This is a genomic window from Streptomyces lothianensis (assembly GCF_047779955.1).
Classification (GTDB): Bacteria; Actinomycetota; Actinomycetes; order Streptomycetales; family Streptomycetaceae; genus Streptomyces.
On record NZ_JBLMKT010000011.1, the window covers coordinates 1 to 22,037 of the forward strand.

Genomic DNA, 22,037 nt, shown 5'->3' on the forward strand with positions numbered 1-22,037 from the left:
ACCACCCACGAAACAATCCTCTGCAACCTCTTCGCCGAAATCCTCGGACTCGACGGGCAACCCGACTGCGAGGCCGGGTTCTTCGCGCTCGGCGGCGACAGCATCCTCGCCATCCAGCTGGTGAGCAGGGCCCGTTCGGCCGGACTGCTGTTCTCGGCCCGCGATGTCTTCACGCAGCAGTCCGTCGCCCGGCTGGCCCTCGTCGCCGAAGCCGCTCCCGACGACCCGCACCCCACCGCCGACGACGACACCGGCAGCGGTGATCTCCTGGCCACCCCGATCATGCACTGGCTGCGTGAACTGGGTGGCGCCTGGAGCGGGTTCAACCAGTCGATGACCGTGCAGGTCCCCGCGGGCGCCGACGAACAGCGGCTCACCGACGCCCTCCAGACGGTCCTCGACCGGCACGACGCGCTCCGGCTGACCGCCCGCCAGGACGCCACCGGCTGGCAACTGCGGGTGTGCTCCCCCGGCGAGGTGCGCGCCGGCGATCTGCTGCACCGCGTCGACGCCCGGCGGTTCTACGGAAGTGCCCTCAAGGACACCATGGCCGCCGAGGGGGAGCTCGCCCGGCAGCGGCTCGACCCGGAGCACGGTGAGGTGATCCGCTTCGTCTGGTTCGACCGGGGCACGGACCGGCCAGGACTGCTGCTCGTCCTCGTCCACCACCTGGCCATGGACGGGGTGTCCTGGAGGATTCTGCTGCCCGACCTCGCGGCCGCCTGGCGCGGCGACGAGCCGGGGCCCGTCCCCGCGTCGTTCCGGCGCTGGGCCGCCGCCCTGGCCGCCGCCGCCCCGGCGCGGCGCGGTGAACTCCCGCGTTGGGAGGCCGTGCACGGCACTCCCGACCCGCGGCTCGGGCTCCGGGACCCTGACCCGGTGCGCGACACCGCCGTCACGGCACGCTCGCTCACCCTGTCCCTGCCGCCGGAGCTCTCCGAAAAGCTGCTCACCTCCGTCCCGGCCGCGGTGCACGCCGGCGTCGACGACGTGCTGCTGACCGGTCTCGCCCTGGCCGTGCGCGAGTACCGCGCGGCCCGCGGCACCGACCTGCCGTCCGTACTCGTGGACCTGGAGGGGCACGGCCGCCGTGAGATCGCCGACGGCCTCGACCTGTCCCGTACGGTCGGCTGGTTCACCACCCTGCACCCGGTGCGTCTCGAACCCGGTGACGGATCGCCGGGACAGGCACTGAAGCGGATCAAGGAACAGTTGCGGGAGCTTCCCGACCACGGCATCGGCTACGGCATGCTGCGCCATCTGGACGCGGACGGTGCAGCCGCCCTGGCCGGACGCGCCGCCCCACAGCTCGGTTTCAACTACCTGGGCCGTTTCCCCTCGGCCCCCGACCCCACGGAGTCCGGGTGGCTGGGCGGTGCCGACGACTGGACGGCCGTGTCCGGAGCCCCGTCCCCGGCACCCCGCGATCCGGACATGCCCGTCGGCCACGCCCTGGAGATCAACGCCGTCACGCGTGACCTGCCCGGCGGACCCGAGCTGAGCGCCACCTGGACCTGGCCCGGCGAACTGTTCACCGAGGACGAGGTACGGAGCCTTGCCACCGCCTGGTTCGCCGCCCTCGGCGCGCTCGCCGACGACGTACTGCAGAGCGGGACAGGCGGCCTCACTCCCTCCGACCTCTCCCTGGCCGGTCTGAGCCAGGACGAAATCGACGATCTCGAAGCAGAATTGAGGGACCTCGCATGAAGACATCGGGCCTCCAGGACATCCTGCCGCTCTCCCCGCTGCAGGAAGGCCTCCTCTTCCACGCCCTGGCCGACGCACCGGACACCGGCGCCTTCGACGCCGACGTCTACACGACCCAGATGGTCCTCGAGCTCACCGGCCCCCTCGCCCCGGCCCGACTGCGGTCGGCCGCCGAAGCCCTGCTGCGCCGGCACGCCAACCTCCGTGCCTCCTTCCGTCTGCGCGCGGGAGGCCAGCCGCTCCAGATCGTGCACCGTGAGGTGCCGCTGCCCTGGCGGGAAACCGACCTGGGACCGCTGACCGGCGAGGCCCAGAAGGACTCGCTGCGGGCCCTGCTGGCCGCGGAGCAGGCCGAGCCCTTCGACCTGGCCGCCCCGCCGGCCCTCCGCTTCCACCTGGTGCGCCACGGCGCACAGCGGCACACTCTGGCCCTGACCAACCATCACATCCTGTGGGACGGCTGGTCGGCCCCCGTCATCCAGCGCGAACTGCTCACCCTCTACCGCGACCACGGCGACCCCGGCGGACTGCCACCGGTCAGCCCGTACAGCAGCTACCTCGCCTGGCTCGCGCGCCGGGACCGCGACGTCTCGGCGCGCGCCTGGCGCCAAGCCCTCGACGGCCTGGCGGGGCCCACCCTGGTGGCCCCCGGGCCCGAGCGGGCACCCGTCCAGCCCGCATACGCGGAGACCGAGCTGTCCCCGGAGCTCACCGCCCGGATCCTCGACGGCGCCCGTACCGACGGCATCACCCTCAACACCCTGCTGCAGGGCGTCTGGGCGCTGACCCTGAGCGAGCTGACCGGCCATCAGGACGTGGTGTTCGGATCGGTGGTGTCCGGACGGCCGCCCGAGATACCCGGGATCGAGACGATGGTGGGCCTGTTCATCAACACCGTCCCCGTCCGCGTCCGGCTCGACGCGGCCCCGACGCTCACCGGGGTCCTCGCCCGTCTCCAGGACGAGCAGACCCACCTCCTCGACCACCAGCAGCTGCGCCTCGGCGACGTCCAGCGCATCGCCGGGGCGGGCGAACTGTTCGACACGGTACTCACGGTCGAGAACTACCCCGCAGGTGGCCAGGAACCCCCGTCCTACGACGGGGTGAGCGTCGCGAGCGTGTCCGGCAGCGATGCCGCCCACTACCCGCTGCGCCTGATCGCGGGCTTGTCCGGCGGACGACTGCTGCTGCGTCTGGAGCACCGCCCGGACCTGTACGGGCCCGATGCGGCGCGCACTGTACTCGACCACGTCGCACGGCTGGTCGAAGCGGCCGCGGACCGGGACGGACTCGCCGTGGCCGGGCTGCCCCGGCTCGGCGCACAGGAGCGGGCCGTGCTCCCCGCCTTCGCCGCCCCCGAGTCCGCGGCCCGGTCCGATGGCGCCAGGCCCGCCGCCACACCGCACCGCGGCGGGCCGACGAGTCCCCAACAGGAAATCCTGTGCGGCCTGTTCGGTGACGTACTCGGCCGTACCGGCCTCACGCCCGACGACAACTTCTTCGACGAGGGCGGCCACTCCCTGTCCGCGCTCAAGCTGCTCGGCCGGGTCCGCACCGTCTTCGGGACCTCCCTGCCCGTACGCGAACTCTTCGAGGCACCTACCCCGGCGCTGCTCGCCCGTCGCATCGAGCGGGCCGACACCGGCGCCGCCCCGGAACCCACGGCCCGCCCGCGCCCCCGGCACATCCCGCTCTCGTACGCCCAGCAGCGCCTGTGGTTCCTGCACCGCGTCGAGGGCCCGAGCCCCGCCTACAACGTGCCGATGCCGCTCCGGCTCACCGGGCGCCTCGACCTGCCCGCACTGGGCGCCGCGCTCGGCGACCTCACCGCGCGGCACGAGAGTCTGCGCACCGTCTTCCCGGACGACGCGGGCGAACCGCGGCAGCACATCCTGGCGACGGCGACGCCCCCGCTGGACGTCATCGACCTGACAGGTGCCGACGCGCCGCCCGCCGCCGGCGTGCTCGCCGACGCCGCGCGCCACGCCTTCGACCTCACCGGTGAGATCCCCCTGCGCGCCACCGTGCTGCGGCTCTCCGAGCGGGAACACATCCTGCTGCTGCTCGTCCACCACATCGCCGCCGACGGCGGCTCCGTGGCACCGCTGCTGGCCGACCTCGCCGAGGCGTACCGGGCCCGGCACTCCGGCACCGCCCCGACCTTCAGCCCACTGCCGCTGCAGTACGCCGACTACACACTGTGGCAGCGCGAGCTGCTGGGTGAGGAACAGGACCCCGACAGCCTGCTCAGCCGCCAACTCGACTACTGGCAAGGGGCGTTGGAAGGAGCACCGCCCCAGATCGAGCTTCCCCTCGACCGTCCGCGCCCGGCCGCCGCGGACCACCGGGGCGCCCTGGTGGACTTCCATCTCGACGCCGAGGCCCACCAGCGCCTGAGTGAACTGGCCCGCGGCTCGGGCTGCACCCTCTTCATGGTGGTACAGGCCGCACTGTCCACCTTGCTCAGCCGGATGGGCGCCGGTCACGACATCCCTCTCGGCACGGCGGTGGCCGGCCGCGGCGCGCCCGAGCTCGACTCCCTGGCCGGGTTCTTCGTCAACACCCTCGTCCTGCGCACCGACACCTCGGGGGACCCCACCTTCCGCGAGCTGCTGGGCCGCGTACGGTCATTCGACCTCGGTGCGTACGCCCACCAGGAGCTGCCCTTCGAGCGCCTGGTGGAGGCCATGAACCCGGTCCGCACGGCGGCCGTGCATCCGCTGTTCCAGGTGATGCTCGCCTTCCAGAACAACGCCGCCCCGCGGATGGAACTCCCCGGCCTCGCCGTCGGGTTCGAGGGGCTCGGCACCGGCACAGCCCGCTGCGACCTGTCGTTCAGCATCGGGGAGACCCACGCGGAAGACGGCACCGTGGCCGGACTGCGCGGCATCGTCGAGTACGCCACAGCCCTGTTCGACGCGGACACCGCACAGGATCTCGCCGACCGCCTCGCCCTGCTGCTCGGCAGCGCGGCCGAAGACCCGGACCGGCGGCTGAGCGCGCTGGACCTGCTGTCCCCGCAGGAGAAGGCAGCCCTGCGCGCCGCTGCCGCCGACGCGGAGGCCATCACCCCCGAGACGCTGCCCGCGCTGTTCGCCCGGCAGGCGGACAGCACCCCGCTGGCCCCGGCCGTCGAATGCGGTGACATCGTCCTGAGCTACGCGGAACTCAACTCCCGGGCCGAGGCCCTGGCCGCGCGCCTGGCCGCACTCGGCGCGGGCCCCGAGCAGTTCGTGGCCCTCGCCCTGCCCACCTCCGTGGAACTGGCCGTCGCCGTCCTCGCCGTCGCCAAGTCCGGTGCCGCCTATGTGCCGCTCGACCCGGACTACCCCGCGCAGCGGCTCGCCCTGATGCTCGCCGACACCCGGCCCAGAGCGGTGCTCACCACCGCCGGGCTCGCGGGCCGGCTGCCCGCCCACGACACCCCCACGCTGCTCCTGGACGCCGGAGGTGGGCAGGGGCTGCAGCCCGCGGACGCGCCGCCCACGCAGCCCGCGGACGCGCCGCCCACGCAGCCCGCGGCCTCGCAGGAAGCACCGCCCGCTGACCCACGGGAAACACCGCCGGCCCGCCGAGCCTTCCCCGCGCTGCGGCCGGACCACCCCGCGTATGTCATCTACACCTCGGGATCCACCGGCACCCCCAAGGGCGTCGTCGTCACCCACTCCGGACTCGCCGGGCTCGCCGCCGACAGCGCCGCCGTGCACGGGGCGGGCCCGGGCAGCCGGGTGCTGCAGTTCGTCTCGCCGAGCTTCGACGTGTCCGTCGCGGAGTTCTGCATGGCCTTGCTGACCGGGGCCTGCCTCGTCATTCCCGAACAGCGCCACGTGGGCGCCGAGCTGGCCCGGTTCCTCGCCGAGCGGCGGATCAGCCACGCCCATCTGCCGCCCGCCGTCCTCGCAGGACTGCCTGCCGAACCGCTGCCCGGCCTCCTCACCCTGATGTCGGGCGGCGAGGCCTCCTCCCCCACGCTCGTCGACCGCTGGGCGCGCGGCCGGCGGATGATCAACGCATACGGACCCACCGAGGCCACCGTCGAGGTGACGTACGCGGTCCAGGACCCCGACCGGCCCGAGGCCGCACGTTCCATCGGCCGGCCCGTCAGCGGAGTGAGGACGTACGTCCTCGACACCGCCCTGCGCCCAGTCGCCCCGGGCGCCGTCGGGGAGCTGTACATCGCCGGGCCCGGCATCGCCCGCGGCTATCTGCACCGTGCCGCGCTCACCGCCGCCCGCTTCGTCGCCGCGCCCTTCGGAACTCCCGGCGAGCGGATGTACCGCACCGGGGACCTGGTCCGCAGCCGCCGGGACGGGAGTCTCGACTTCGTGGGACGCGCCGACGGCCAGATCAAACTGCGCGGCTTCCGTATCGAGCGCGGCGAAATCGAGGCCGCGCTCCTGGCCGGGCCCGAAGTGACACAGGCCGCCGTCGTGGTGCGCGAGGACCGGCCCGGTGACCCACGCCTCGTCGCCTACCTGGTGCCGGGCCCCGACGGCCTGGATCCCGCCGGTGTGCTCGACGCGCTGCACGGCCGGCTGCCCGACTACATGATCCCGTCCGCGGTCGTCCCCCTGGAGGAGCTGCCGCTCACCGCCAACGGCAAACTCGACGAGCGCGCGCTGCCCGCCCCGGTGGCGACCACCGGCTCCGGCCGGGCCCCGCGCACCGCCCGCGAGGACACGCTGTGCCGCCTCTTCGCCGAGGTGCTGGGTCTCGACGAGGCCGGCATGGACGACAACTTCTTCGACCTGGGCGGCCATTCGCTGCTCGCCACGAAGCTCGCGGCCCTCATGGGACGGGTGCTCGGCGTCGAGTCAACCGTGCGCGATGTCTTCGAAGCCCCCACCCCGGCCCTGCTGCTGCGCCGCGCCGACGGCGAGCACGACGCCGCCGACGGGTTCGCGCCCCTGCTGATGCTGCGGCGCACCGGCTCACGCACTCCCTTGTTCTGTGTGCACCCGGTCAGCGGACTCAGCTGGTCCTACTCGACGCTGCTGCGCACCCTCGATCCGGAACAGCCCCTGTACGGACTGCAGGCCAACGGACTCGACGGGAAGGGCGAACCCGCCACCACCCTGCAGGAGATGCTCGACGGCTACGTGGCGCAGCTGCGCACCGTGCAGCCGCACGGCCCCTACCGGCTGCTCGGCTGGTCGCTCGGCGGTACTCTCGCCCACCTGATCGCCGGGGAACTCCAGCGACTGGGCGAGGAGGTCGAGCAGGTGGTGCTGCTGGACGCCTATCCGGTCGAGGAGGACAAGCGGACGGAACTGCCCACGGACCAGGTGCTGCGCGACCTGTTCCAGGCCTACGCCCGGCTGCACGGCGACGACCCCGATCAGGTGCCGGACCGGGTGGCTGTGCGGGAGCGCGTCATCGGGTACATGGGGCGCGGGGACAGCGAGCTGCGACACCTCGACGACGACGGGCGCGGCCGGGTCCTGGACGTCCTGGTCAACAACGTACGTCTCGTCTCGCCTGCTCGGCCACCGCTGTTCAAGGGCGACCTGCTGCTGGTGGCGGCCACCGAGAACGTGCGGCCCTGGGCCGATCAGCGTGCCTGGGAGCCGTACCTGTCCGGGGTGACCGAGCGCTTCGAGATCGCTGCCACCCATGAGGACCTGCTCGCCCCCGAACCGGCGGCAAGGATCGGGCGCATGCTCTCCGAGCGCCTGTGACGGCCCAGGGTGTGTCCGGCGGCATGTCGCCGGACACACCCTGGCCGCGTACGAGAACACGACGCGACCGCGGAACGGGCCCGGGTGCGGCGGCGAGCAGGTGCCGCCGCACCCGGGCCGTTCTCATGGGGCCGCTACGCGGGATTCCGCAGGCGCCCCGACGCGGTGTCCCACAGGCCGCGCCCCGACGCGGAATTCGGTCGATACTCCCGCGATAAAGCCGCTTTCTATCGTCGAGCGCGTCGAGGTGGAGCCGGTATCCGGGCCACCGGAGAAGACGTTGACTGTTCCCGATGGAGGCGACACCCGTGGTGAACGAGGCTGACGACGTCGGCGGTGTGGCCGGCCAGGAGTACTGGCGCGAGGTCACCCGCGCCGGCGGATTCACCGCCCTGCCGGGCTGGGCCGCCGACCCCGACGCCGACGGTACGGGTGAGGTCGTACTGCCCCTGACGGGCGGGACGGAGCACACCACGGCGCCGCTGCTCCTCGCGGCACACGCCAAGGTGGTCGCCGCGCTGACCGGCGACCCCGACACGGTCACCGGGTTCGTACCCGCGGGCGGCCGTGGTCTGATGACCCGGCTCACCGTCGAGGACGGCAGCTGGGCGGAGCTCGTCGACGTGGCCGCGGATGTGCTGCGGAGCGTCCGGGACTTCGCCGCCTGGGCCCCCCGCACCGCGATCCCGCTGTTCGACACGCTCGCCACCGAGCGGGCCGCCGACCTGCCGACCGAACTGCCGCGCGGCATCGTGCTCGGTGTCGCCGTCGACGCGGGCCGCCTGGTGGTACGTCACCGCACCACCGTCCTCGACTCCACCGCCGCCCGGCGGATCGCCGGCTACTACGACCGTGCGCTGCACCGAGCGGCCACCGAACCGGATGCCCCGCACGACGCACGGCACCTGCTCGACGCGTCCGAACTGCACTTCCAGTGGGAGCAACTGGCCGGTGCACAGCGTCCGTTGCCCGATCTGCGGGCGCACCAGCTGTTCGAGGAGCAGGTGCGGCTGCGGCCCGACGCGGTCGCCGTGAGCCAGGGCGGGCGCGCGTGGACATACGACGAACTGAACCGACGCGCCAACCGTGTCGCCTGGCGACTGCGCCACGCGGGGCTGTGGAGCGAGGACGTCGTCGCCGTCGTCACCGAACGCGACCTCCACTGGGCTGCCGCCGTGCTCGGGGTGCTGAAGGCGGGTGGCACCTACCTGCCCGTGGAACCGCATTTCCCGGCGTCCCGCGTCGCCTCCATGCTGCGTCGCAGCGACTGCCGGACCGTGCTGACCACCGGGCGGACGACCGGACCGCTCGATGCGGCCCTCGCGGAACTCTCCGGTGCGGGGGGCGCAGCTCCCACCGTGCTGCGTGTCGACGAGCTGCCCGGCACCGCCGACGGCCACGACCCGGACATCACGGACGACCGCCCCCCGGGTCTCACCGACGACCACGACCCGGACTTCCCCGTCGCCGCCGACGCCCTCGCCTACATCTACTTCACCTCCGGTTCCACCGGCGAACCCAAGGGCGCGATGTGCGAGCACGCCGGCTTCGTCAACCATCTCCTCGCCAAGATCGAGGACCTGGGCATCACCGCGGACAGCACGGTCGCGCAGACGGCACCGCAGTGCTTCGACATCTCCCTGTGGCAGCTCGTCGCCGCCCTGACCGTCGGCGGCCGCACCCATATCGTCGAACAGGACGCCGTCCTGGAGGTCGGCCGGTTCACCGAAATCCTGCGCAGCGAGCGGGTGCAGGTGGTCCAGCTCGTGCCGTCCTACCTCGAAGTGCTCCTGACGCACCTGGCGGGAGAGCACGATCCGCTGCCCGATCTGCGGGCTGTGTCGGCCACCGGTGAGGCTCTGAGACGTGACCTGACGGAACGCTGGTTCGCGGCCTTCCCCGGGGTGCCGCTGGTGAACGCGTACGGGCTCACCGAAACCTGCGACGACACCAACCACGAAGTGCTGCGCGAAGTACCCACGGGCCCCTCCGTGCCGCTGGGCAGGCCGGTCCGCAACGTCCGCGTCCAGGTCGTCGATGCCCGCCTGCGGCCGGTGCCGGCGGGCGCCCCCGGCGAGATCGTCTTCCAAGGGGTGTGCGTCGGCCGGGGCTACGTCAACGACCCCGAACGGACCGCCGCCGCCTTCGTACCGGTGCCCGGACGCCCCGGTGAGCGGCTCTACCGCTCGGGAGACTTCGGGCGCTGGGCCCCGGACGGGCGGCTCGAGTTCCGCGGGCGCCGCGACGCCCAGCTGAAGATCCGCGGCTTCCGGATCGAGATCGGCGAGATCGAGAGCCGCATGACCGACGTCACCGGGATACGCGACGCCGCGGTGGTGGCCGTCGGCGGCGGTGAGGAACGCTCCCTCGTCGGCTACTGCACCACCGTCGACGGCACGGCACCGGTGGGGCTGCGCGAGCGGCTTGCCGAGGTGCTGCCCTCGTACATGGTGCCCGCCCGGCTGGTCCACCTGGACGCCATGCCGCTCACCGCCAACGGGAAGACAGACAAGAAGCGGCTGGCCCGGCAGGCCGTCATCCCCGCCGAGCCGGCCGCCCCCGGTCTGCCCGGTGCCACCGGCCTGCCGGGCTCGGGCGACGCACTCGGCGCACTCGGCGCACCCGGCGCTTCCGGCGCACCCGGCGCTTCCGGCGCACCCGGCGCTTCCGACCTGCCCCGTACCGCCGTCGAGCACAGGATCGCCGAGCTGTGGAGCGCCCAGCTGAAGCTGCCGGTCGGGCACATCACGCGGGACGCGCACTTCTTCGAGCTGGGCGGCACCTCCCTGACCGCGATACGGCTCGCCATCGCTCTGGACCGGGTGGTCACCGTCGCCGAGCTGGCCCGCCATCCCGTCCTCGCCGATCTCGCCCGGCTCGTCGCCTCGCGTACCGGCGACGGTGCCGCCCATGCGACGGCCGGCTGAGAGCGCGTCGGCAAACCCGCTCCGAGTACCACCCGCCGCTGCCGGGAGCGCTTCCCGAGAACGCCGCCCGAGCGAACAAGGAGACAGCACCATGACGTCCGTCCTCGAACGCACCACGCCCGACCTGCGACTGCCGACCCTGACCGCCGACGCCCCCACCGGACCGACGGCCTGGGCCGAGCAGCACCGGGACGAGGTCCAGGCGGCCCTCGCCGCGCACGGCGCGGTGCTGGTGCGCGGCCTGGAACTCGACGGTCCGCGCTCCGTCGGCGCGGCCGCCGCCGCGCTCGGCATCCGGGCCATGCCCGAGCGCGAGGCGTTCGCGCCGCGCCGGGACCTGGCCCCCGGCGTGTACTCGTCCTCCGAGTGGCCCCCCGACGAGCCCATGTGCATGCACCATGAGGGCAGTTACGCCGCCGAGGTGCCGTCCGTCGCGGTCTTCGGCTGTCTCACCGCGCCCGCCTCCGGCGGGGCCACCGCGCTCGCCGACGCTCAGCGGGTTCTCGGGGCCCTGCCACAGGACCTCGTGGACCGCTTCGCCCGTGACGGCTGGCAGCTCACCCGCACCTACCGCGAGGTCGGCGTCGCGTGGTCCGAGGCCTTCGGCACCGAGGACCCGGCCGCGGTGGACGCCTATTGCGCCCGCTCGGGCATCGGCCACGCGTGGCTTGCGGACGGGGCGCTGCGCACCCGCCAGCGCCGGGCCGCCGTGATCACGCATCCCGCCACCGGCCGGCCGCTCTGGTTCAACCAGATCGCCTTCCTCAACGAACTGACCCTCGACCCGATGGTCCGCGACTATCTCACCGAGGTGTACGGACCCGACGCGCTGCCGTTCAACACGGCCCACGGCGACGGCGAGCCGATCGACGCGGACGTCGTCGAGACCATCGACCGGGCCTATCGAGACGCCACGTTCCGCGAGCCGTGGCGCACCGGCGACCTGCTGGTCGTCGACAACCTGCGGATGGCGCACAGCCGGGAGCCCTTCACGGGCGACCGGGAGATCGCCGTCGTGCTCGGCAACCCGGTCCGCCTGCCCGGCCACGTACTCGACCTGTGACCGGCCCGACCGGCGACCGGACCAACTCAACGACGAAACACGGAGCTTCCATGTCCCACGACACCGTGAGCCCCCCGCCGACGTTCGCCGTCGTCCCGGGAGCCGAGGTCGACCGGGTCCTCGGCGACCGGCATCGGGAGGTCACCGGCATCATCGAGGCGGCCTACCGCGCGCATGGCGCGGGCGCCACCGTCAATCCGCCCTCGTACTTCCTGCGCTTCCCCGACCGGCCGGACTCCCGCATCATCGCGCTGCCCGCATCGGTCGGCGACGGCATCGACGTCGACGGCCTGAAGTGGATCTCCAGCTTCCCGCAGAACGTCGCCGAGGGGCTTCCCCGGGCGTCGGCCGTACTGATCCTCAACGATCCCGTCACCGGCTACCCGCTGGCCTGTCTGGAGAGCTCCATCATCAGCGCCGCACGCACCGCGGCCTCCGCCGCGCTCGCCGCGGACCGGCTCTCCGCGGGACGCGAGCGCCCGCGCCGCGTGGGCTTCTTCGGCACCGGACTCATCGCCCGCTACATCCACGCCTTCCTCGCCGGCACCGGCTGGGAGTTCGAGGAGACGGGGGTCTTCGACCTCAGCCGCGATCATGCCGCCGGGTTCACCGACTACCTGGAGCGCGCGGGGGTACCGGGCGGCATCACCGTGCACGACAGCGCCGAGGAACTGATCCGCTCCAGCGACCTGGTCGTCTTCGCCACTGTCGCGGGTGAGCCGCATGTCGAGGACCCGGCCTGGTTCGACCACAACCCGTTGGTCCTGCATGTGTCGCTGCGCGATCTGTCGCCCGAGGTGGTGCTCGGCGCGACCAACATCGTCGACGACGTCGACCACTGCCTCAAGGCGAACACCTCGCTGCACCTGGCCGAACAGCGCACAGGCAACCGTGACTTCGTTGACGGAACGCTGTACGACGTGCTGACCGGCACCCTCGCCCTCCCCGCCGGCCGACCGGTGATCTTCTCCCCGTTCGGCCTCGGGATTCTCGACCTCGCGCTCGGCAAGCACGTCTACGACACCGTGCGCGCGGCGGGCGAACTCTCCGTCGTCGACGGCTTCTACCACGAGATGAGCCGCTACGGATGACCGCCCGGACATCGCATGCCCGAGCGCGGGAGGCGAAGGGTGCCGGGCCCCTCGGGCCCGGAGCGGGATTTCGACAACAGCTTCCAAGGCGGGAGGGCACATGCCGATCATCACGGCTCCGCAGGAATTCAACGAGGACGACCTCTACGTCGACCTCTTGCCGGTCCTCGGGGAATCCGTATTCCTCAAGTGCGAGGGATTCAACTTCAGTGGATCCGTCAAGCAGAAGGCCGCGCTCTCCATGATCGAGTCGGCCGAGCACAGCGGGGTGCTCACCGGGGACTCGGTCCTGGTCGAATCCTCCTCCGGAAATCTCGGCATCGCACTCAGCATGATCGCGGCGAGCAAGGGCTACCGCTTCCTGTGCGTCACGGACTCCCGCTGCAATCTCGCCTCCCGGCGCCTCATGGAGGCCCTTGGCGCCGAGGTGCGCGTGGTGACCGAACCCGACCCTGAAGGAGGCTTCCTCGGCGCCCGGCTGAATCTGGTGCGCCGGTTGTGCGACGCCGACGACCGCCACATATGGCTCAACCAGTATCTCAACGCCAACAACTGGCGCGCCCACCACCGCTGGACCGCGCCGCCGATCGCCCGCCGCTTCCCCGGCCTGGACGTGCTGTTCGTGGGAGCCGGGACCACCGGCACCCTGATGGGCTGCGCCCGCTGGTTCAAGGAGCACCGCCCACAGGTGCGCGTGGTCGCCGTGGACAGCGTGGGTTCGGTCACCTTCGGCGGTCCCGCGGGCCCCCGGATGATTCCCGGGCTCGGTGCCGGGGTGCGGCCCGCGCTCCTCGACGAGTCCCTCGTGGATGACGTGGTCATGGTGCCGGAGGCGGAGACGGTGCGCACCTGCCACCGGCTCGCCGCCCGCGGCTTTCTGTTCGGCGGCTCCACCGGGACCGTCGTGGCAGGCGCCCACACCTGGCTCGCCGGGAACGCCTCGGGCGCCTCCGCACCGGTCTCGGTGGCCATCTCACCCGATCTCGGCGAGCGGTACCTCGACACCGTCTACCAGAGCAACTGGGTGCAGGGCGTGTACGGCGACGCGGTGACGGACCCCGTGGAGTCGGCGGCCTGACCCCCTCGTACCGACGCGCGAACCAAGACAGCTCCCCGGACAAGACAGCTCCCCGGAAAGGAATCACGATGAGCAACCCGTTCGACGACACCGAAGGCCGCTTCCATGTACTGGTCAACGACGAGGACCAGTACTCCCTGTGGCCCGCCTTCGCCGAGATACCCGCGGGCTGGCGGCCTGTCCTGAAGGACGCCGGACACGCTCAGAGCGAGGCGTACATCACCGAGCACTGGACCGACATGCGGCCGCGCTCCGTCGTCAAGGCGATGGCCCGTGACGACTGACCTCGCGACCGCACCGGACACCAGGACACCCGGCCCGCCGGACACCAGGACACCCGGCCCGCCGGACACCACAGCGCCGGACGCACCGGACACCGCCTACACGCGGCTGATGCGACTGCTCGCAGACCACGGTGTTTGCCCCCGCGTCCTGGACCATCCGCCCGAGGGCGGCACCGCGGCGGTGAGCCTGCTGCGCGGGCATCCGCTGCACCAGGCCGCAAAGTGCATCGTTCTGCGGGTCCGTGGCGCCGCCCGGCCCTATGTGCTCGCCGTGGTGCCGGGCGATCACCGCGTGGACATCGACGCAGTACGCGCCCTGGTCGGAGGGACCCGTGCGGGCTTCGCCGACCGCCACACCGCTCAGCGGCTCACCGGCTGCGTCAGCGGAGCCATCACGCCCTTCTCGTTCGACGCGAGGCTGCGCCTCGTCGTCGACACCGGACTCCTCGACGAGGAGGAGATCTTCTTCAACGCCGCACGACTCGACCGTTCCCTGGCCGTCTCCACCCGGGACTACCGGCGCATCGCCGCCCCCCTGGTGGCGGACATCAGCGACCGCACCGCCGTGCAGAAAGCGACCACCGCCTCATGACCCTCGCACTCGACGCCCCGCTCACCGCCGCCCTGCCGGTCACCGAGGCCGACGCCGGCCGCATCGGCCGGATCGCCGCCGGTCTCACCTCTGTCGCCGACGGCCGCATCGACACCCCCGAATGGGTGGCCGCCGCCCGTGCGGCCTGGTGCGACCTGCCCGCCCCGCTGCGCCGCGGACTCCGCGACTTCCGACGCGACTCGGGCCCCACCGGATCCCTCCTGGTCAGCGGCCTGCCCGCCGGCGATCTGCCGCTGCCGTCCACACCGAGCACCCGCGGTTCCGTGCAGCGCACCGCCGAGGTGCCCGCGACCGTCCTGCTCATGATCGCCGCAGGCCTCGGCGACCCCGCCGCGTTCCGCCCGGAGAAGACCGGTGCCCTGGTCCAGGACGTGGTGCCGGTCCCCGGGCAGGAGGACTTCCAGGGCAACGCCGGCTCGGTACTGCTCTCCTTCCACAACGAGAACGCCTTCCACCCGCACCGCCCCGACTTCGTGATGCTGCTGTGCCTGCGCGCCGATCACGAGGGCGTCGCCGGACTGCGCACCGCCTGCATCCGGCAGGTGCTGCCGCTGCTCTCCGCGGGGAGCAGGGACGCGCTGTGGCAGGACGAGTACACCACCGACGCCCCGCCCTCCTTCGGCGCGATGCCGAAGGGAGCTCCGCACGCGGTGCTCACCGGCGCGGCCGACGATCCCGACGTACGCGTCGACTTCGCGGCCACCAAGCCTGTCACCGAGCGTGCCCGGCTGGCCCTCGCCGAGCTGGCCGAGCTGTTCGACATGACCGCGCAGACCGTCCGGCTCGCCCCCGGCGACCTGGCGATCGTCGACAACCGGGTCACGGTGCACGGCCGCACCGCCTTCCGTCCCCGCTACGACGGCAAGGACCGCTGGCTGCAGCGCAGCTTCGTCCTCACCGACCTGCGCCGCTCCCGTGCCGACCGGGCGGCCGACGGCTACGTACTGGACTGACACCGTACGTACACGACTGAACAGGTGTGTATCCGTCCACACCGCATGTATGCGTCTGAACCGGCCCCGAACGACGCTCCCAGCAAGGAGACCCCCGTGACGACCTTCCTCGAACCCCCGGCCCTCGCCGCGGCGCGGGGACCGGCAACCATCGACGTCCACGTCGAGGAGACGCCGCTGCCGCCGCACCAACCGCTCGGCCTCTACACAGCGTTGCTCGAACGGTTCGCGTCCGACGACGTCTATCTCCTGGAAAGCCCCGCAGGCCCGACGGCCGACCGCGGTTCGGCCATCGTGGGCTGCGGTCGGCTCGCCGACATCGAGGTGCACGCCGACCGGGTGGCGATCCGGGGCGCCGAAGGAGTGCGGCGGGCCCTCCTCGACGTGGCCGACGCCCTGGGGATGCCCGCCACCGCGCCGGACGAGCGTGCGCTCCCCGCACCCGGCCGGGTGTGGGAGTTCCTCGCCGCGGCACAGCGGGTGTTCACCGTGCACACCGACGTGCCCGCCGACTGCCTCGCCTTCGGTTTCCTCGCCAGCTTCGGATACGAATCGGCCTGGCACATGGAGGACCTGCCGGCCAGGACGGGGCCGCGGACCGAGCCCGACTGCGTGCTGAGCCTCTACCGCGACACCGTTCACTACGACCTCGTGACGGGCGAGGCGCGCAGACTCCGGGCCCACTCCACGGTCTTCCCCGACCCACGGCCGTACGACATCGAGGCCATGGCCCGGCGGGTCCCGGCATCGGGACCGGTGCCCGAGGCGACGCGGCCGCGCTCGGTGACCGACAGCACCGACAAGGCGACGTTCCTCGGACGCGTCGAGCGCTGTCTGCGTCACATCGGGGTGGGGGACGTCTACCAGATCCAGATCGGGCACAGCATCGACGTCGGCACCGACCTCAGCCCCCTGGACGTCTACCGCCGGCTGCGGGACCGCAACCCGTCGCCGTACATGTTCCTGGTGCCGCGCGCCGGCACCACCCTCGTCGGCGCCAGCCCCGAACTGCACTTCGCCGAGGACGGCGGACGCATCCTGATGCGGCCCATCGCGGGAACCACACCGCGCAGCGGTGAGCGGGCCGCCGACGAGCGGCGCGTGGCCGCGCTGCGCGCCGACGAGAAGGAGCGGGCCGAGCACATCATGCTGGTCGACCTGTGCCGCAACGACCTGGGGCGGGTCAGTCTGCCGGGCAGCCTGAACACCGACGACCTGATGACCGTCGAAACGTACTCGCACGTCTTCCATCTCGTCTCCACCGTCAGCGGCCGGCTCGATCCCCGCCACGACACCTGGGACGTGCTACGGGCCACCTTTCCCGCGGGCACCGTCACCGGCGCGCCCAAGATCCGCGCCATGGAACTGATCCAGGAACTGGAGGACGGGCCACGGGGCATGTACGCGGGCGCCGTGGGAGTGATCGACGTCCGGGGCTGGACCCGGCTCGCGCTCTGCATCAGGACCGTGGTGCACAACGGGACGACCTACCGCACCCAGAGCTGCGCGGGCATCGTCGCCGACTCCACCCCCGAGGCGGAGTGGCGCGAGACGCTGCACAAGATGGGCGCCGCCTACTGGGCGCTGACCGGAGAGGAGCTCGCCGCGTGAGAGTCCTGGTGGTCGACGCCTACGACAGCTTCACCCACATCATCGACCAGTACCTGCGGGGCCTCGGCGCCGAAACCGACGTGGTGCGCTCCGGAACCCGCGCCCCGGACCGGCTGCGCGCACTCGCCCCGGACGCCGTCGTCCTCGGCCCCGGCCCCGGCCACCCTGCCGACTCCGGACACGTCGAGCTCGTGGAGACCTTCGCGGGCCGCACGCCGCTGCTCGGCATCTGTCTGGGACACCAAGCGATCGCCCTGGCCCACGGCGGGCGGATCGAGGTCGCGGACCGGGTCCGGCACGGCAAGACCAGCCCCGTACGGCACGTCGGCGGGGGCCTGTACGCGGGCATCGATGACGGTGTGACCGTGGCCCGCTACCACTCGCTGGTCGTGGCCGAGCCGCTGCCCGACTCCCTGGCGGTCACCGGGCATGCCGCGGACGACGGCAGCGTGATGTCCTTCGTGCACCGTCGGCTGCCGGTGTGGGGCGTGCAGTTCCATCCGGAGAGCGTGGCCACCTCGGGCGGCATGCGGCTCCTGGACAACTTCCTGAACCTGGCCAGGCAGGAGACGGCCCGATGCGGATCGTGATCGTCGAGGGCTCCGCCGTGCTGCGGGCCGGTCTGGAGACCGTACTGACCCGGATGGGCCATCAGGTGGCGGCCGTCGTACCGGGTTCCGCCGCGCTGCCCGCGCTGATACGGCTCCACCGCCCGGACGCCGTGCTCGCGGATCTGCGCCGTCACGACACACAGACCGTCGTGACGGCGCTGCTCGCGGCGCGCTCCCAGCAGCCCTCCCTCGCGGTCCTGGTGCACACCCCGGTCCCCCGACCGGTCGCGGTGAGAAGGCTGTTCGCCGCCGGCACCGGAGGGCTGGCGGTGATGCCGAGCGAGGACGTCATCGAGGCCGCGGCGCTCGGCGCAGCCCTGACCCGCGTCGCCGCGGGCGGATCGCTCGTCGATCCGCGGATGGCCGGCCTGGACCTGGCCGCGCTCAGTGCCCGCGAACGCGATGTGCTGCGGCTCATGGCGCTGGGCCACACCAACGGCGCCATCGCCGAGGAGCTGTGTGTCTCCGCCGGCACGGTGGAGAAGCGGGCCGCGGCCGTCTTCAGCAAACTCGGTGTGCCGTCGGGCGGCGGCACCAACCGGCGAGTCCTCGCGGTACTGCGCTTCCTGTCCGCCTCACCTTCGGCAGGGGCCCCTGCCGCCCCTGCCCCTCTTCCTGCCCCTCTCCCGGTCCCGATCCCGGTCCCGGTCCCGGTCCCACTCCCGGTCCGGGCTGCGTAGGCAGCTCACGGAACCGCACCGGCAGGCAGCACACGAATCCACACCGCTCAGAACAAACGCCCGTGCCCCCGAGGTCTGTTCGGGCCTCGGGGGCACAATGTGGGGATGCGGAGCGCAGCGTCAGGCATCGCCGCCCAGGAAGCGCCGCGCCGCGGCACGCTGCCACTGAGTGAGCCGTACGACGACCCACGGCAGAGCGAAGAAGGTCACCACGCCGGCCGCGAAGTGCAGCGCCACCGCGCCGACCGGGGTGGGGCCGCCCCAGGCCTCGGTCGGGTAGGGCTCCCAACCCCAGATCGGGTACGTCAGATTACGGGCGGAGACGATGACCCAGGCGGCGGCTGCCGCGAACGACAGCGTGGAGAGCGCCATGTTCACGACGAAGAACGCCAGCCCGCCGCTCACCCGGCCCCTGTCGCGGGGCGCGATCACATCACCGAAGTAGAGCCGCAGCCGCAGCCGTTCGAAGGCAGGCCCCGCCAGGGCGACCACGGCGAGGGCCGCGATCAGGATCAGCGGGCCGAGCTCCTGGTACCCGTTGTCCTGGGAGGCCTTCATCGCGTACTGCAGGACGAAGATCAGTGTGAGGGCGAGCGGCAGCAGCAGGGCGAACAGCAGATGCCGCCAGGTGTTGCGCCGGAACGGCAGTCCCAGCAGCCCTCGCAGCCCCGGCACGGGCTCGGTGGTGAGCCCGTCGGTGGAGCGGGAGGATCGGGCGACGTACCCCATGAGAACGACTTCCTTCCTGGAACTTCCTGAACATCACCGGGACTTCCGGGGCTTTCAGGTGTGCGAATCGGATGCCTACCCGCCGGAGGCGAGGACAGCACCGGGCCGGTCCGTGACCCGGCGACGGTCCGGGCGCGGCGGGTCAGGCGGCGGACGGCATCCGCTGTTCCGGTACGGCGTCCAGGGGCTCGGCGGGATCGACGGGCCCGGCAGTCCCGGCCTTGGCGAGGGCGAGGAGTTGCAGGGCGATGGGTGTGCCGGGGCGGCCCAGCGCCTCGTGGTACTGGCTGAGCAGTTCGTTCTCCCGCGCCAGCTGGAACTCACGCAGTCCCGCGAGCCCGCGCAGCATGCGCAGCTGTGCGGCCGTCCTGGTGCGTTCGCGGACCAGGTGGATGATCTCCTCGTCGAGGGAGACCAGGCGCGCGGAGCGTTCGGCGATCCGGTCGGATCCGGGCGTTGACATGTCAGGCCTCCAAGGGGGCGTCGAGGGTACGGGTGCACAGGCCGGCTGGGCGGTGCCCGGAGGTAGTACGCCGGTCCCGGGTGATGCGGTGGTCTGCGGTGGTCGGGTGAAGGTACGGACGGGCCGGGGGCGGGGGCCACGGGCCCTCGCCCCCGCCCCCGTCATGACGCCAGCTCCCCGGCGGCCGGGAGCGGCGGCGGCAGCTCGCCTCCGGGCCACACGGCGAACTCCCGTGCGCCGTAGAGCAGCGGCGTGCCGGGTTTCCGCAGTACGTCGCTCACCTCGCCCAGCACCACCGTGTGGTCGCCGACCTCGGTCAACCGTGTCACCCGGCAGTCGGCCGTCACGAACGCCGCCTCGGTCAGCCACGGCAGCCCGGCTTCCGGTGAGGGCGCCCACGCGACCTCGGCGAACCGGTTCTCGGACCGCCGCGCGAAGACCTCCGCCGCGTGTCTGCCGTACCGGTGCAGCAGGTTGACCGCGAAGCCGCCGTGTTCACGCAGCGCGCGGAGCGTTTCCCCGCGGGTGGTCAGGCCCACGGACACGGTCGGCGGCTCCGCGGTCACACTGGCGAGCGACGAGCAGGTCAGCCCACGGGGGCGCCCGTCGGCGCCGTACGTCGTGATGACCGCCACCCCGGTCGGAAAGGCGCCCATCAGATCCCGGAAGCCCGCCACGGACACAGGCGGCTGCGTCCCGGAGCGGGAGCCGGGCACCGGGCGCGGCGGAGAACCAGCGGGCAGCGGGAAGAGCGTGGTCATGCCTGTTCACCCTTCGTGGGGTCAAAGGACACCGGACGCGGGACACCATGTCCACGGCCTCGGCTCGGCGTCGGACGTGAAGCTCAGTGGATCGAGGTCAGGTACTCGTGGCAGCTGGGCAGCGAGGCGACGAGCCTGCGCGACCTTTCCTGGAGCGCGGCCAGTTCGGCCTGTCCACGGGCGGAGTCGAGGTGGGCGAGCGCGGGCCGCGGACCGGCCGGCTCGTGGCCGAGACCGAGCAGCATGGTGGTCCAGGAGTACTGCTCGAACCCGTGGTAGTGCGGATAGATGTTGCGCTCGTCGAGCAGGTGCGAGGAGGCCAGCTCCAGCCTCTCGGCGAGCGCCTCGGGCAGCGGCCGGATCTTGGCCTCCTTCCAGTACGGCGTGTCGTCGCGGCCCGCGGCCGCGTAGTGCAGGACGAGGAACTCCTTGACGCCGTCGAGGACCTGGGCGACCCGGTTGTTGTAGTCGTCGGCCAGCTTCGGGTCCCAGTTCCGGTCCGGGAAGTGCTTCACCAGCTGCTCGATGCCGTGCTGGATGAAGAAGATGCCGGTGGACTCCAGCGGTTCGACGAAAGCGCTCGACAGGCCGATGGCCACGCAGTTGTTCACCCAGGAGCGCTCGTTGCGGCCGATCCGCATGCGGATGTGATTGGCTTCCAGATCCTCCTGGCCGGGTGCGGCGAACGCACGCAGGGTGCGTTCGGCCTCCTCCGGGGAGCAATGCTCGTCCGAGTACACATAGCCGTTGCCGTTGCGGCCGTACAGCGGGATCGTCCAGATCCAGCCGGCGTCCATGGCCGTCGCGGTGGTGTACGGACGCATCTCCCGCGACGCCTGCTCCGACTGTGGCACGCGCAGGGCGACGGCGCGGTTGTTGGGCAGCACGTCCTGGAAGGAGACGAACCGCTCGTCCAGCTTCTTGTTGATGAGCAGCCCGCGGAAGCCGGTGCAGTCGATGAAGAGGTCACCGGCCAGCTCGCCGTGCTCACGGGTGAGCACGTCGGTGATCCAGCCGCGCTCGTCCGTGTGCACGTCCACCACGTCGTCGACGACATGGCGTACGCCGCGGTCGGTGCCGTACTTGGTGAGGTACTGCGCGAGCAGCCCGGCGTCGAAGTGGTACGCGTAGGGGAACTGGTCGCGCTGGTCGTCCAGGGTGGAGCGGCCGAGCGAACCGTCGAGGTCCTCGGCGAAGAGCGCACCACCGAGCTTCCGCGGCGAGCGGTTCGCCTCGCACAGCGCCGGCGTGACGAAGCACGACTGGTCGAAGGGACGCTTGCGGTCGCCGGCGAGCCACCACTCGGAGAGCGGGAAGCCCTCGGCCGAGCCGAGACGCTCGAAGGGGTGGTAGAAGTGGTCGCCCTGCTTCCGCCAGTTCTCGAAGCGGATGGCCAGCTTGTAGGAACCCGCGCAGTGCGGCATCCAGTCCTGCTCGTCCAGGCCGAGGTAGTCGAAGAAGTGCCGGACGGTGCTGAACGTGGCCTCGCCGACGCCGATGCTGGAGACCCGGTCGGACTCGACCAGGGTCACGTCGATGCGGTCGCCGAACGCCGCCTTGAGATACGTGGCGCTCATCCAGCCTGATGTGCCGCCGCCGACAATGACAACTGAGTTGATCATGCTGCATCTCCGTTCGAGATGTTCGGAAGACCGGGTCGATGCAGCGAAGCTAGCCAGGAGCGGTTTTCTTTCGTTATCGCAGTCGTTCGCCCGGGAACGCCCACAGGGCGGAGGTCAACGGCTTCCACCGGCCGGGGCACCTCCGCTTATCGCCCTCTCCGAGCGA

General features: G+C 72.1%; 16 protein-coding genes. 12 read left to right on the forward strand and 4 right to left on the reverse strand.

Annotated features, from left to right (window positions below):
• From ACLF6P_RS00870 to ACLF6P_RS00925, 12 genes are all read left to right on the forward strand, one after another.
• On the forward strand, positions 1-1,707 hold a 1,707-nt coding region (locus ACLF6P_RS00870; protein WP_415947318.1), incomplete at its 5' end, for a condensation domain-containing protein.
• The gene (locus ACLF6P_RS00875) at positions 1,704-7,385 is read left to right on the forward strand and encodes an amino acid adenylation domain-containing protein (protein WP_415947319.1); all 5,682 of its coding nucleotides are present in this window, start codon (positions 1,704-1,706) and stop codon (positions 7,383-7,385) included. The genes ACLF6P_RS00870 and ACLF6P_RS00875, both read left to right, overlap by 4 nt.
• A gap of 293 nt (positions 7,386-7,678) precedes the next feature.
• Positions 7,679-10,312: an amino acid adenylation domain-containing protein gene (locus tag ACLF6P_RS00880; protein ID WP_415947320.1), complete on the forward strand. Its 2,634-nt coding sequence runs from the start codon at positions 7,679-7,681 to the stop codon at positions 10,310-10,312.
• A gap of 91 nt (positions 10,313-10,403) precedes the next feature.
• The gene (locus ACLF6P_RS00885; RefSeq protein WP_415947321.1) at positions 10,404-11,375 is read left to right on the forward strand and encodes a TauD/TfdA family dioxygenase; all 972 of its coding nucleotides are present in this window, start codon (positions 10,404-10,406) and stop codon (positions 11,373-11,375) included.
• Positions 11,376-11,425: 50 nt separating this feature from the next.
• On the forward strand, positions 11,426-12,466 hold the full coding sequence (gene sbnB / locus ACLF6P_RS00890; RefSeq protein WP_415947322.1) for a 2,3-diaminopropionate biosynthesis protein SbnB: 1,041 nt from the start codon (positions 11,426-11,428) through the stop codon (positions 12,464-12,466).
• 100 nt (positions 12,467-12,566) lie between these two features.
• Positions 12,567-13,544 carry a 2,3-diaminopropionate biosynthesis protein SbnA gene (gene sbnA / locus ACLF6P_RS00895; protein ID WP_415947323.1) on the forward strand — a complete coding sequence of 326 codons (978 nt, stop codon included), beginning with the start codon at positions 12,567-12,569 and terminating at the stop codon, positions 13,542-13,544.
• Between the two features lie 68 nt (positions 13,545-13,612).
• Positions 13,613-13,828, forward strand: coding sequence for an MbtH family protein (locus ACLF6P_RS00900; RefSeq protein ID WP_415947324.1), 216 nt, complete (start codon positions 13,613-13,615; stop codon positions 13,826-13,828).
• Positions 13,818-14,420 carry a YbaK/EbsC family protein gene (locus tag ACLF6P_RS00905; RefSeq protein WP_415947325.1) on the forward strand — a complete coding sequence of 201 codons (603 nt, stop codon included), beginning with the start codon at positions 13,818-13,820 and terminating at the stop codon, positions 14,418-14,420. The genes ACLF6P_RS00900 and ACLF6P_RS00905 overlap by 11 nt, the downstream gene beginning before the upstream one ends.
• The gene (locus ACLF6P_RS00910; protein WP_415947326.1) at positions 14,417-15,394 is read left to right on the forward strand and encodes a TauD/TfdA family dioxygenase; all 978 of its coding nucleotides are present in this window, start codon (positions 14,417-14,419) and stop codon (positions 15,392-15,394) included. The genes ACLF6P_RS00905 and ACLF6P_RS00910 overlap by 4 nt, the downstream gene beginning before the upstream one ends.
• 96 nt (positions 15,395-15,490) lie before the next feature.
• Positions 15,491-17,005 (forward strand): anthranilate synthase component I family protein, encoded by a 1,515-nt coding sequence (locus ACLF6P_RS00915; protein WP_415947327.1) that lies wholly within the window; start codon positions 15,491-15,493, stop codon positions 17,003-17,005.
• Complete coding sequence (locus tag ACLF6P_RS00920) at positions 17,002-17,595, forward strand: anthranilate synthase component II (RefSeq protein ID WP_415947328.1); 594 nt, start codon at positions 17,002-17,004, stop codon at positions 17,593-17,595. The genes ACLF6P_RS00915 and ACLF6P_RS00920 overlap by 4 nt, the downstream gene beginning before the upstream one ends.
• A complete protein-coding gene (locus ACLF6P_RS00925) occupies positions 17,583-18,296 on the forward strand; it encodes a response regulator transcription factor (RefSeq protein WP_415947329.1) in 714 nt (237 codons plus the stop codon). Before ACLF6P_RS00920 ends, ACLF6P_RS00925 begins: the two co-directional genes overlap by 13 nt.
• Before the next feature lie 120 nt (positions 18,297-18,416).
• On the opposite strand, the gene ACLF6P_RS00930 is transcribed toward ACLF6P_RS00925, so the two are convergent.
• The 4 genes from ACLF6P_RS00930 to ACLF6P_RS00945 form a co-directional block, all read right to left on the reverse strand.
• Positions 18,417-19,025 carry a sensor domain-containing protein gene (locus ACLF6P_RS00930; RefSeq protein ID WP_415947330.1) on the reverse strand — a complete coding sequence of 203 codons (609 nt, stop codon included), beginning with the start codon at positions 19,023-19,025 and terminating at the stop codon, positions 18,417-18,419.
• Between the two features lie 142 nt (positions 19,026-19,167).
• Entirely contained in the window at positions 19,168-19,488 is a 321-nt protein-coding gene (locus ACLF6P_RS00935; RefSeq protein WP_415947331.1) for a chorismate mutase family protein, read from the reverse strand.
• A gap of 161 nt (positions 19,489-19,649) precedes the next feature.
• Positions 19,650-20,249 carry a flavin reductase family protein gene (locus ACLF6P_RS00940; RefSeq protein WP_415947332.1) on the reverse strand — a complete coding sequence of 200 codons (600 nt, stop codon included), beginning with the start codon at positions 20,247-20,249 and terminating at the stop codon, positions 19,650-19,652.
• A gap of 83 nt (positions 20,250-20,332) precedes the next feature.
• Complete coding sequence (locus ACLF6P_RS00945) at positions 20,333-21,871, reverse strand: tryptophan halogenase family protein (RefSeq protein WP_415947333.1); 1,539 nt, start codon at positions 21,869-21,871, stop codon at positions 20,333-20,335.
• Positions 21,872-22,037 lie beyond the last annotated feature (166 nt).